We start from the raw sequence: 12,344 nt of genomic DNA on the forward strand, positions 1-12,344 counted from the left end.
TAACTTCTTTTGGGATGAGTTTTATAATTCATCCTTCTCGTTTTCTTTTAGCCTTTTATTTTCTTCTTCTAGTTGGCGAACTCTTTTTTCCATATCAGACTCACGCTTCCCCTTGGATTTTTGCATGCGGTCTATTCCATATAAGGCCAACACAACCCAAATAACCGAAAGCACAACCCAAATAATCAGTGGATCAGATGACATTGAAATCCTCCTTTTTAGCTTTAATGACTAGACAATGTACTATTGACATTATTTGAGATTCAAGCTCATACTGACAGTCCTTGTTGTAAATCCTATGTTTTCATATAACTTAACAGCCGGATTTTCGGCTTTTGCGCTTAAGCGAACCTCTGAATAGCCCTCTTGCTGAAAATGGTCAATCGCTACATTTATTAAGGATTTGGAATGACCATGGCCTCGCTGTTCTTTTTGAATATAGATTTCGTATATGAAACCAATCGGCTGTTCTGTAAATTGATCTTTTATAGTACCCACTAAAATCCAGCCCAAGATTTCCCCTTCCTCTACCGCAACGAAATAAAAGCCGCCTTTGTCCAACAAAGGATTCACCAGGCTTTTGACTTTCTCGCCGGAAGGCATCACTTCACCCAAAGTCCCATCGTAAATAGCTTGTGGTGATAAGGAGATAATCTTTTTCAGTTCACTTTGCTTCGCTTTTCTGATGATCAAGTATATCTCCCCTTTTATGGAGTATTTGGTTAAAAATAGAATGTTCTTATACTATACATTAGCTATAAATTGGAGGAGATACAATGAGGAAATTTGCCATCGGGTTAGGAATTTCAATGGCTATCTTGACTGCGGGATGCAGTGATTCCGAAGACTCGGCAGATGTTGGTGTTAATGAAAGCGAAACAGCACCTGGGGAATCAGTTTCCGAGGCCATGGCTGAGGAAGAGACAGTTGAACAAGAAGTTGCGCAATCAGAATCTCCTTATCAAGAGATCAAGGAACATTTCGACAGTTATGAACTACCTGAGGAAGGTCGCTTGACGGACAGTGAATCTGTAAATGGGATTGATTACGAAAATGGCTATACCTTTGATCAAGACACCAAAGCTATGATTGCGTGTGCATTCGGAAAAGGGCCCGGCTGAGCCAACAGAAGGCCAAATAACGGGTGTCATTATGGGCTGGCTTCAAGATGCTTCCGGAATACCTTCTCCTGAGAACAGAGCGAGCGGAAATGCTAATGGACAAATCGTTGCTCCACTTTCCAGACTCCAGCAAATCAAAGAGCTGAATGACTTCGAACCCTTGGAGCAATGGATTATCGAGACTGAAAACATCCTTATCAACTTCGATGATATTGAAACTGAACAGGAAAGAGCCAAAGTCTATGCGGAAGCCTATGAACGGCTTGAGAAGATGAACGCATTAATTTTGGAGCCATAAAAAGGGTGAGTGATAATATATAGCTTTTACTGTGCTGGTCCATTTAATGACCAAAGAGAGGAGATACTGAGCCATCAGCATCTCCTCTCTTTTATGAATTTCGATGAGTCACATTTCAAACTCCGAAAAAATTATACACACTGCTTAAGTGATCGAGTGTCCTAAACTTTTCTTAAACTAATATTTCAATCGACTTGCAATTGATATGGCAATCCATCATGGGAATAATCATTTTGCATTGATAAAGCAATACACCATTAATTTCGATATCCTGGATTGAAATGTCGTGAAAAAAGAAAGCTGAATCATTTGGGGAATGTGGAATATTCCCCTCCATGCCTTCCAACCAGGTATTGAAGCTTGCTGAAAAACAATCATTAAATAAAACAGTTTGTACTTCTTCACTCAGACCCATCGCTTTAAACTTCATTGTGATTACATGCTGTTTATTGTCGTAAATTAAGTCTACTAATTGCGTATCGATATAATCGGTTTCCATGAGTTTTATTTCCATTTCTTCTCCGTTTAATCTCATTTCTGTACCTCCAGTCGGCTTCTTACTTTTAAACCCGAAGAATAAATACCACCCAAGCATCTTCAATTTTAAATATACTTGTCTTCCTATGATGAATTCCCACAAATTCTCCATCCGTTAATTTCTATTTATTAAAGATCATAGCAAACTCTATCCCCTATTTTTCTCAAATATATCTACTTTGACACTTGGATAAACTGTTTTAGCTCCTCCCAATAAACTTGATACCTCGCCCAAACCGGCGGAACTACTTGGCCAGTTCGATTCATTTCCTTCAATTCTTCAACTTGGACCCATTTGGCATCACAGACTTCTCCAGGCTGTAGGGTTAGTTCGCTGATGTCGATAGTTCTATCGCTGACGTACAAATAGCTGTCCAAAAATGATTTGCCCTTCGATCTCTCGCCTAAGTATTGAAGGTCAGACGCAGCCACGACTATGCCGGTTTCTTCTGCGAGTTCTCGGACTGCCCCTTCTAAGCTGCTTTCTCCAGCATGCACCGAACCCCCTGTACTTTCCCAGAGCAATGGGAAAGGCTTCGTTGTGTCCCTTCGAGTCAATAACAATCGGCCATCTGCGTTAATCGTATAGACCTCCACCACCACATGAAATTCGTCCGGTTGAAGTTCCTCTCCACGCGTATGTAATTTGTTCAAGGGTTTCCTTGATGCGTCTACTAAATCCCATATCTCCATGCCTTGCTCCCCCTCTAACTTGTATTTGATCGAACTTCATATCCTCACTTTTCACTATGCATAAATTAAGGTGATATCTGATGTACTTTCAACCGATGCCAAATTAATGGCCAATTCTTCTTACTCACCCGTTCTTCGTATATTTTTAAACGGTCCTTATCCTCTAAAAAATATGGAGTTGGCTTAACATCTAAATTGATCAAATCTTCGATGCCATGAGGAGCCGCTATTACCAAGCCGTCTTGGTCATCCAGTTTCATCCCTATAGCCGTTGCGGTCTCTGGAAACTTAGCCATTGCATCGACAGAAGATGTGTAAGCTGACGCGTTATTTCGGATGTGCATTCTTGCTTGATTCTTGACCGACCAGGGCAGGTTTAGGGCTAATTCATTGAGCCTGTCTTCTAGTTGTTTCTCCCGTTCTTCCCCAATATTGATGTCATCGTAATAGATGACATCAATATCCGGAAGTGTGCTTCTTTCATCAAAGCCGTGTAAAACATCCCATACTTTTGAGCGCACAAATCCGGCACAGATCCACCAATCCGGCAGGTCCAAGGATTTTACAGTATGCATGATGTCCATCATCCATTTATCATGTTGCACTAGCTGCACGAGGTCCGATTCACTGTTCAGCATTCCATCACCTCTCTTGAGACCGAGTTGTTCTTTCCCTCATCGCTCTTCATTTCTCTATTCACTCTACCATGTCGCACTGGTTCTGGAGAATCAAAATTGAACGGAACAAGCCATTCATGAGCTTGCATTGCTTGCAGTTAACTCCTGAGTGGCTGCCCTTTTGCCAAAGAGCCCTGTATAAACCAGCGAGATGCCAAGCATCAAGATCAACCCCATGTAAACGGACATCATCGTCGGAATCAAATAAGCACCGAGAATGATCGTGGAGCGGGCAATTAAGTCAGCCCCGCTGAAAGAAATACCGGAAAATGCTGAGTAAGAGCCTCTTTTGTCTGCTGGCATCATATTCGCTTGTTCAGCGTTTCGTACGGGTGAGTACATCAATTCCCCAAGTGTCGCGATCACACTGAAAAGAAGCAGCAAATACCAGGAATTAGCCGAAGTCATGACGATATAGCCGACACTGTAAATGAACAGTCCATAGAGAAGGACCTTTTTCTTGTTGAAACGATCCGTGATTTTATTGATCAAAAAGGTAAAGCAGACGACCAGCAGCATGTTTTGGATATTGAGTATGCTCAGCATCCGAACACCGCCAATTTCAAATCCTTCAATCGAAATGGGTTGAAAACTCTCTGCCAACCGAACACCAATATAGCTGTTTAACGAAAACTCGGCAGCGAAAATGAACATCGACCCGATGACCACTTTTACAAAAGGCTTTTCCTGAAACGCCACTTTATAATTTTGGAACACATCGAGAAATACATTTTTATGCTGTTTTTCCAAGCGACTGGCTTGCAAGTCTTCGAGCCAAATTGCATACGCTACAGGCAGGCATGCCGATGTAATGGATAATAATAGAAACAATTCAATTTGATGATTCATGTACAATAACCCGCCTAAAGCCGCTCCAACAGCCAGTGATAAATTGACCAACCAATAATCGATCGCATAGACGGCTTTGCGATTTTCCGGTGTGGTCGAGTCGATAATAATTGCATGGATCGCCGGCCTTCCCAGGCTGCTGGTGATGATATAAGCGATATAGGCAAAAGCGAACAACCAAATCCAGTTCGATTCCGGCACTAAACTGATTGTCATTACGCCAAAAAACACCGCACTTAGCGAAGCGGTTACCATCAGAACTTTTTTTCTTGGCAAGCGGTCGGAAATATAGCCGCCGACTAAATTAATGACAAACCCAATGACGACCGTAAAGATCAAGAACATCCCCGCCGCTACTTTCCCTATTTCTTCTGCAAAGAACAAGGCCATGAACGGCATGACTGCGGAGGATACTGCGCGATTGAAAAACGAAGTGATTAAACGTACTTTGATGTTTCGTGGATATTCTTTCCATTTCATATTGAATTCCCCCTCCATATTCTGTATATTAAACCAGACAAAATATTGGAAAAATGGACAATTTCATCGGAGTATGTCCACTTTTAAAGGAGAAAGAGATGGATAAGCAGTTATTAACTTTATGGAAGAGCGTAACTTCAGGCGATGTAAAGCACGAAGAAATAGCGAAAGCCCTCGACCTGAGTACAAAACAGACCACCCGTTATATCAAGAAATGGGTTAAACAAGGCTGGCTCGAGTATACGGCAGGACGCGGCAGAGGGAATCTATCCAAACTGGTGTGGTTAAAAGATGTCGAAGCGATTTATGAAGACCAGGTGATGACTATCATCAACCAAGAAGCCGTTGAGGAAAGCAGCAAATACCTCCTGTACGATTGGTCAAGCGACAGTAAATTGAGGCTGCTGAATCAATTCCGTCTTAAATTCGGCTATTTCCAACATGCCGATGAAATTGATAAGTTGATCGTTCCAAGACGCCATAAATTATTGACCTTGCACCCGCTGAAGGCAATTGATACGCAAAGCGCCAATATGGTGGCCAATGTGTTTAACCGCCTCGTTGCGGTGGATGAAAACGGCGTCATCGCTCCCGAACTTGCCCATTCTTGGGATTGCGGAGACCATCATCTTCGGCTTTATCTGCACAAAGGCGTCAAGTTCCATGACGGCTCTACATTAACTGCCGATGACGTGGTGACTTGTCTCAATCAATTGCAAAAGCATGAGTATTTTCATTCCCTGTGGGGACCGGTGACTGAAGTGAAAGCAGCCGCTCCCCTAATTGTGGACCTGTTCTTCCCTAATGGCTGCAGCTATTGTTTACACATGCTCGGCATGATGAATTCCAGCATATACAAAGAAAGCCACGGCAGGATTTGGGGAACCGGCGCATTTTACGAAGCCGAAAATTCCGCAGAGAAAACCTCATTAAAAGCGTTCGATCAGTACTTCCAGAAAAGGCCCTTGCTTGATGTCGTCGATTTCGTACAGGTTCCGAGAGACTTTGAAATCACTTATCGCTCTTCTAGCCATCAGAAAGAAGAACCCACCTTTCAAGTAGAAAGCGATACCGGATTCGGCATTGTCGTCATGAATGCGTTCCGCCCTACTGATATCGGGCGGCAAGAAGTGCGGGATTACATCCACTATGTCATTGCGAAACACCGGCATACGATAAGTGATTATCATACACGTGCATTGCCGAACGCCAAGAGTTGTTTAGCTGGTTACGATCAGTGTTATACCGTACCGGAAGTGGAGTGCCCACACTTCACAAAGCCCTTAGTGTTAAAAGCTGTCGAGCACTACGAAAAAGCTGCAGTATGGCTGAAAGAAGCGCTCGAAAAAGAAGGGATTCCCGTAAAAGTACACTGGATGTCTTTTGCAGAAAAGCTATCGGATCATGGAATCGATCAGCAAGGCGACCTATTCGTGCACGGGGAAGTACTGGAAATGAACCAAAACTTCTCATTCTTTTATTTCTTGAAGAACAGCTACTCGCCTTTAGCTGGGGCGATATCGAAAAACGAGAAAGTGCTGGCGTGTCTTGACCAGTATGCACAGACTCCTTTCGAAGAATGGACTTCTTTAAACTTGCAGGTCGAGAAGCTCTTGCTGGACTCTTCGATCATGATTCCGCTTTATTACGAGAAGCGCCACGTTCCTTTTTCTGCAGATTTGATGAACATAAAAATCAGCCATTTCGGCTATGTCGATTATTCCAATTTGTGGGTGCGGCCGAATGTTTAATGTCACGCTGAATGAAGTTACTGCATTAAAGGGTTAAAAGAGCTCGCGGATGCTCCTATGCTTCAATAGCCAACATCCTTTTTAGAACTCGAACGGTCAGGATTCATTCTGCCGCTATAAATAGTCAGAAAAATGATAAAGATTTTTCGAAACCTTAGTGGTAGACTATGGGTCCTACTATTTAAGGAAATATCTAACAGGGGGTTCATCATGAAACTGAAAATCATTCATACCAACGATGTTCACAGCAATTACGAAAACTTTGCACGTGCGGCGACCTTGATCAAAGAACTGAAAGATGAAAACACCCTCATTCTCGATGGCGGCGATTTTGCCGATTTCAAAAGCATTGAATTACAAGGAACGCGCGGCGTGGCAGCGCTTGAATTGCTTCAGTCGACCGGCTATGACGCACTGACGATTGGCAATAATGAGATGTTCAATGGCATGGACACCTTGGAGCATATGGCCACGGCCAGCCCGCTCCCTTTCATCAGCAACAATCTCCTGAAGAAGGATGGGAGTGATATACAAGGCCTTGTCAAAAGCGTCGTGTTACATAAAAAGGACTTGCGTATTTTAGTGACGGGATCCTCCCCGGACTTGGATGTCTTCAACGATGGACTCGGTATCCGTGTATCGGATTATGCAGCGATGACAAAACAGGAAATCGAGAATCATGCCGGAATGTATGATATATGCATTTTGTTAAGCCACGTCGGGACAGCCGCCGACGAAGAACTGGCCCGCATGATTCCGGAAATTGATGTCGTGATTTCGGCGCATGACCACCAGCTTTATGCAGAAGCGAAGTTCGTGAACGGTACCATCATGAACAGCGCAGGAAATTACGCTGAACATATCGGGGTGGTCGAGCTTGAAGTTAAGAATGGCAAAGTCGAGCTTGTTCGTTCGGCCACGTACTTAACAAAAGACACTGAGATGGATTCTGTCGTCATGGACATTTTGAAAGATAATAAAGCGAAAGCCCTCGCTTCCCTAGGAAAACCTTTATATGATTTACCGGAACCGCTTTGGCACGACGTCATTGAAGAAAATCCATTGACTAATTTGATAGCGGACGGCTTACGGGACATGATGCAATGTCATATCGGCTTGATCAATAGCGGCATCGCCAATGCAGGTTTGTTTCATAATATTTCCCGTCAAAAACTGATTGAAATATGCCCTTCCCCGCTGAACCCGACTTCTTTTGAAGTTCAAGGCAAGCAGCTAAAAAAAGCCTTCACGCAATCCTTGGATGCCCAAGCGTGCCTTTCGGATGGGCGCGGACCCGGATTCCGAGGGAAATTCGTCGGCCGGCTGCATATTTCAGGAGCCACGGTCATCCACGACGGCAACCATGTCCTAGACATACTGATTGATGACGAATCAATCAAGGATGAGCGGTGGTACAAAGTCGCCAGTTCCGATTACCTGCAGCGCGGATCCGGCTATCCGGATCTGGCCGATAATCGAAACCAAGTCTACATGGCCGAAGAAATTAAGGATGTCATTCAGCTTTATGCGAACAAGCCCCCATTCATTGAACAGGCTTATAAGATGCGATCGGAAAGACAAGTTAAGCATTCAGGGCTTAGTTCGCCTTTTTCATGAGGATCGTCGGAATAAAAAAGGAGGCTCAACTATCCGCGGATAGTTGAGCCTCTTTTTATTTTGAATCAGGACTTATGTTTCAGAGAGACAACGTTGAAGCTATTGTTTGTTTTTCTTTTGTGATTCGGCTGTGGACAATTTTTGCCATCAAAAAGCCTAAACAACCACCGGCCGTATTTAATAGTAAATCATCGATATCAAACGATCCGCGCTTGGTGAAAAACTGCAGTAGTTCTATCACCACACTGCTATAGAGAAGAATTTGCCACGAATAAGCAAACTTGATTTTCTTTATGTATAAATAAGCTCCTCCAGGCACAAAGAGCATCAAATTAATCAGCAAGGCCGCGATAAACGTTGAGAGATTCACTTCAGAAAAATAGCTTAAAAAGCCAAAAGGCATCAAGTTATAATCGCTTGATCCCCCATCCCCTCTATAAAGAGTAGCAGAAAGTAGAAAGATTAAGTAAAGGACAAACGCCAAGTCTATATAGATCAGTTCAACTTCAAACTCTTTGAATAATAACTTAAAACCCGTAAAAATGAAGAAAGCCAAGAGGAATCTACCGAGTATATAGGGTACTGGGGACACAGCGAACATGACAATTATTTCGTCGATGATGTAATACATCAAAACTTGGGACAGAAATAGCGATAGAACAATTAAAATGGAATTTCTAAGAATATCCATCGTTTCACCTCGTAACCAAATAGCTTGTATATCTATATTTTACCAAACGAGTTTTTAAAAGGGCTGAATATAGCAAAAAGAATGGTTTTATATCCCGCTTTTCATTTCACCTAATTTATGGAAATGGTATACTTTGTATATTATTGGATAAAGAATATGAGTAGATTTTCAATACTGCTGATTAGGAGGAATTAAATGATTCTCATACTCGCTGCCTATATTGCCTTATTAAGTTTTGCAGTCCGTAAGTTCGCAGGAAAAAACAGGGAGAAGTGGATCAATGCAGGATTTCTTACCGCTTTGGTCCTTCCCTTGGTCGTCTTCTTTCTCCTTCTTAACATTCTAGGCACTTTAACAGGCGCTGGGATGGGGTCAGCTGCTGCTGGGTTGTTGTTTGGAGCTGCTACATGTATCACTGGGTTCGTCTTTTTGTACATTGGGTACACGATGAAATCAGCTCGAAATCTTTAATACATATATGTATTGAAGATCAAAATTTATGGAGAATGGACGGTTAAAATGCCTACTATCAAAATAAATAATGCCACATTATACTACGAAGTTACGGGCGCTGGTGAAGTGCTTATTTTCACACACGGCGCTTCATGGGACCATCTGCAATGGAAACCTCAAGTAGAAGAGCTATCGAAATTTTATAAAACGATTACTTGGGACGTGCGTGGCCATGGCAAGTCTTCTTTGCCAACTGGAAAAGTAGACTCCGAAGATTTTATAAAAGATTTAGTAGGTTTGCTGGAACACTTAGGAATTGAGCAAGCACATCTTTGCGGATTATCCATGGGTGGCCATATCTCGCTGCAAACCGCGGTCAAATACCCTGAAATGGTGAAATCCCTCATTTTAATTGGTACTCCCTACACCAATTCATATAATTGGATTGAAAAAGTATTTGTTCCTATTAATAGATGGTCAAGCAAGTTCGTACCCATGGGTGTAATGGCGAGTATTCAAGCAAGAACGCTCTCGAAATTTAATCCCGACAATAAACACTATATTAAAGAAACAGTTAGTTCGATTCCTTTAAGTAATTGGGTGAGGATATGGAATTCAGTTTCAAGAATGGAAAGCGGAAAAGATTTGAGTAAAATACATTGCCCTACTCTCATTTTACAAGGCGACCATGATAGCATGATCGAAAGGCAACAGAAAGAAATGGCGGAGCGTATTCCTCAATCTAACGTGATATATATAAAAAATGCGCACCATGCAACAAATCTCGATAACCCTAAAGGTGTAAACTATGAGATTATGCAGCACTTGTCATCCTTATCAGTACAAGATTAGAGATTGGAGGAGGTGTATTAGACATTACAAAACCCGTGTTTCATTACCGGCTATCAGTTTAATGTGGATACTGAATGACGTCCCTGAGTCTACGTGATTGGGAACGTTCGATAAGTCGAGTAATTCTTCTAGATGAATATGCTTTTGGCTATTGGCTGCTAAGGTGATTGTATAGGGCCCTGCCAAGTTCATAAGCGACTCCATCCGCATGTCTTCTTCTTCCATAAACAACGAATCGATAAATTCCAATTCCACTGTCACAGCCTCATCGCTGCGATTATGCAATACCAGATTGCATTCGGCTTTCATGTTATCATTCATCGTGACAAAATCGCACCGGCCGTCTCCGTCATACGAGATGGCTGAAATGCCGTTTGCCAGAGTTTCCTGGTATGCCGTGATCAATAGATTCGGTAAAAGCAAATAGACTATGACGACCGCGAACACTGTCCGGAATCGATACTTTTCCAGACTATTGAACAACAAAATGAGAGCGCCAATAAACATGATGGAACCAATGATTCCCGGAAAGTTATATCCCTCTTGTTCTTGAATGGGAAACGACATAAAGACAAATTGAGCCTCTTTCATCGCTGAATTTGGAAACGGAAAAAATAAGTACATGCAAATAGCAAATATAATAAACGAGCAAACGAATGCCGTTTTATTTTTAATCATGGTTTTTCCTCTCTTCTAGTCGTAGTCATCTTCCTTTGGATGTATCTTTTCCTAGAATAATGTTACGTGTCAAGTTGAGCATATTGTCTTGTACTTGATCCGTATTTCTTTGCCGATCAATTAAATAACCAACATGGTAAACGAATCCATCATGATAGGAATAAAATTCGTTAGCGGCGGTACCGACGACATTCAACTGTTCTTCCGCTTCATCATATTCATAATACCGGTACAATAAAGCACTATTTGTCGTCAGCACTTGCTGGAAAATAGAATCATCCCCGCTCAGCTCTTGTTTTTCAAATCGATTTCCAACCGAATCGGTTGCTTCTGCAACTTCGTAATTCTCAACCGGATTTTCGTCCATTTCAGTTGCCGAGATGATGAAAAACTCACCTGCAATGCCCTCTTCTAATTTCCCCAGATAGCTCAACTGGACTTGATGAGTCACTTTTCCGGTTCGGTCTTCGGAAGTGACCAAATAAGCATTTTCCTCATCTACTTCAAAAGGCAGTAAATCAGAATCGATCCCCTTTTCGAGCAGGTGATGTTCGCTTAAAATCGACGGAGGCAATGATTGTGCTTCTGCAGGTTTAAAGAACTCCAGATGCTCTCTCTCATTTAACCCGTCATAGGCATTGAAATTTTCGCTATAGGTCAGACCAGTCCCCTCTACTTCTTCTAATCCGTCCGGAGTACTTGAACAGCCACTACATAGAAAGATGCTCATCATTATCGACATAACAGGTACGAATGGTTTCGTCATTATACTTTCCCCCTTCTCCTATAAGGCTTCCACACCAGTCCCACTTCTGCAATAACATGATGATGTGTATTGTGTTAAATCCCAGAAACCACATCAATCGGTGTCGATTTGCCATTTACAAAGATCTCAATAATTTCATGGTTTTCATCTAAGGTTAATTTATAGACAGTTGTTTCCGGGGGATCATCCTCTTCAGCCACATTCAAATTCACCTTTACCGTTTCCCCATCTTCTTCAATATCGGCAGCCACAACTTCTGCAAACTGATAAACAACATAAGCAATATCTTTTCCTTCGTTGATAAGCTGGAGCTGAGCGGTAGGATCAATTACGTTCTGCAGTTCTTCCTGAGCCATTTCCAGTTCACTGAAACTGAGTGTAGAGGGAGTTGAACTACAAGCTGCTAATAGAAGTGTACTCGCTAGTATGGAGAATGCTTTTCTCAACTTAGTGCCTCCTAGTGTCTATTTCTTCACCCAATCTTTTGCCATAAAGATAAGCATACTCAAGCTATAAAACAATGAAGTCCCTGCCGCTGATTATTGAAATATTTTTAACTATATTCGGTAGACCAAATGCCACTACCGTAAACAATGGCAAGAATTAATAGTAGAAAAAGAAAAATCGGGATAATGGTATGGGTAAGCTGCAATAAAAAAACTCATTTCATCAGTAAAGAAAATCTAATGAAATGAGTTTGCAGATTAATGCTTCAGTTCTTGATGACATACTCTAGAAGACCCGGAATGCCGTACATAGGAGCATCAATATTTTGGAGATACATGCCAAGCCCAACAACTAAAATTGAATTTGTTAAAGGAATTCGTTTACTATTTTAGCTATTAATAGAATACCACTAGTATTTGGAAAGTAAATATTTA

16 protein-coding genes are annotated in these 12,344 nt (G+C 42.0%); 6 read left to right on the forward strand and 10 right to left on the reverse strand.

The features are described 5' to 3' along the window. Positions 1–21: 21 nt before the first annotated feature. Together AB9R92_RS04325 and AB9R92_RS04330 are read right to left on the reverse strand one after the other, a co-directional pair. A complete protein-coding gene (locus AB9R92_RS04325) occupies positions 22–204 on the reverse strand; it encodes a hypothetical protein (protein ID WP_370668281.1) in 183 nt (60 codons plus the stop codon). Positions 205–252: 48 nt separating this feature from the next. Beyond that, complete coding sequence (locus AB9R92_RS04330) at positions 253–693, reverse strand: GNAT family N-acetyltransferase (protein ID WP_370668282.1); 441 nt, start codon at positions 691–693, stop codon at positions 253–255. Between the two features lie 83 nt (positions 694–776). Here AB9R92_RS04330 and AB9R92_RS04335 point away from each other — a divergent pair, with 83 nt between their 5' ends. Beyond that, a complete protein-coding gene (locus AB9R92_RS04335; RefSeq protein WP_370668283.1) occupies positions 777–1,121 on the forward strand; it encodes a hypothetical protein in 345 nt (114 codons plus the stop codon). 31 nt (positions 1,122–1,152) lie between these two features. Beyond that, positions 1,153–1,419, forward strand: coding sequence for a hypothetical protein (locus AB9R92_RS04340; RefSeq protein ID WP_370668284.1), 267 nt, complete (start codon positions 1,153–1,155; stop codon positions 1,417–1,419). Positions 1,420–1,591: 172 nt separating this feature from the next. Here AB9R92_RS04340 and AB9R92_RS04345 read toward each other — a convergent pair whose 3' ends face one another. The 4 genes from AB9R92_RS04345 to AB9R92_RS04360 all read right to left on the reverse strand — a co-directional run bounded on the left by AB9R92_RS04345 (position 1,592) and on the right by AB9R92_RS04360 (position 4,655). Then, positions 1,592–1,954 (reverse strand): hypothetical protein, encoded by a 363-nt coding sequence (locus AB9R92_RS04345; RefSeq protein ID WP_370668285.1) that lies wholly within the window; start codon positions 1,952–1,954, stop codon positions 1,592–1,594. Between the two features lie 176 nt (positions 1,955–2,130). Continuing rightward, positions 2,131–2,649, reverse strand: a complete 519-nt coding sequence (locus tag AB9R92_RS04350) for an NUDIX hydrolase (protein ID WP_370668286.1) — start codon at positions 2,647–2,649, stop codon at positions 2,131–2,133. A 65-nt stretch (positions 2,650–2,714) separates the two neighbouring features. Beyond that, on the reverse strand, positions 2,715–3,287 hold the full coding sequence (locus AB9R92_RS04355) for a nucleotidyltransferase family protein (protein WP_370668287.1): 573 nt from the start codon (positions 3,285–3,287) through the stop codon (positions 2,715–2,717). A 114-nt stretch (positions 3,288–3,401) separates the two neighbouring features. Then, entirely contained in the window at positions 3,402–4,655 is a 1,254-nt protein-coding gene (locus AB9R92_RS04360) for an MDR family MFS transporter (RefSeq protein ID WP_370668288.1), read from the reverse strand. 98 nt (positions 4,656–4,753) lie between these two features. Here AB9R92_RS04360 and AB9R92_RS04365 point away from each other — a divergent pair, with 98 nt between their 5' ends. Then, a complete protein-coding gene (locus AB9R92_RS04365) occupies positions 4,754–6,406 on the forward strand; it encodes an ABC transporter substrate-binding protein (protein ID WP_370668289.1) in 1,653 nt (550 codons plus the stop codon). 210 nt (positions 6,407–6,616) lie between these two features. Next, a complete protein-coding gene (locus tag AB9R92_RS04370; RefSeq protein ID WP_370668290.1) occupies positions 6,617–8,023 on the forward strand; it encodes a bifunctional metallophosphatase/5'-nucleotidase in 1,407 nt (468 codons plus the stop codon). 79 nt (positions 8,024–8,102) lie between these two features. Here the strand turns inward: AB9R92_RS04370 and AB9R92_RS04375 are convergent, their stop codons facing one another. Next, positions 8,103–8,714, reverse strand: coding sequence for a VanZ family protein (locus AB9R92_RS04375; RefSeq protein WP_370668291.1), 612 nt, complete (start codon positions 8,712–8,714; stop codon positions 8,103–8,105). Between the two features lie 195 nt (positions 8,715–8,909). Between AB9R92_RS04375 and AB9R92_RS04380 the strand changes: the two genes are divergently transcribed. Both AB9R92_RS04380 and AB9R92_RS04385 read left to right on the forward strand, forming a co-directional pair. Further along, positions 8,910–9,185 (forward strand): hypothetical protein, encoded by a 276-nt coding sequence (locus AB9R92_RS04380; RefSeq protein ID WP_370668292.1) that lies wholly within the window; start codon positions 8,910–8,912, stop codon positions 9,183–9,185. A gap of 48 nt (positions 9,186–9,233) precedes the next feature. Further along, positions 9,234–10,019, forward strand: coding sequence for an alpha/beta fold hydrolase (locus tag AB9R92_RS04385; protein ID WP_370668293.1), 786 nt, complete (start codon positions 9,234–9,236; stop codon positions 10,017–10,019). A 24-nt stretch (positions 10,020–10,043) separates the two neighbouring features. On the opposite strand, the gene AB9R92_RS04390 is transcribed toward AB9R92_RS04385, so the two are convergent. The 3 genes from AB9R92_RS04390 to AB9R92_RS04400 form a co-directional block, all read right to left on the reverse strand. Beyond that, on the reverse strand, positions 10,044–10,586 hold the full coding sequence (locus tag AB9R92_RS04390; RefSeq protein ID WP_370668294.1) for a hypothetical protein: 543 nt from the start codon (positions 10,584–10,586) through the stop codon (positions 10,044–10,046). Between the two features lie 136 nt (positions 10,587–10,722). After that, a complete protein-coding gene (locus AB9R92_RS04395) occupies positions 10,723–11,463 on the reverse strand; it encodes a hypothetical protein (RefSeq protein WP_370668295.1) in 741 nt (246 codons plus the stop codon). Positions 11,464–11,537: 74 nt separating this feature from the next. Next, positions 11,538–11,909 (reverse strand): hypothetical protein, encoded by a 372-nt coding sequence (locus tag AB9R92_RS04400; protein WP_370668296.1) that lies wholly within the window; start codon positions 11,907–11,909, stop codon positions 11,538–11,540. Positions 11,910–12,344: the final 435 nt, after the last annotated feature.

This window comes from Planococcus sp. SSTMD024 (genome assembly GCF_041320495.1).
In the GTDB taxonomy this organism is placed as follows: Bacteria; Bacillota; Bacilli; order Bacillales_A; family Planococcaceae; genus Planococcus.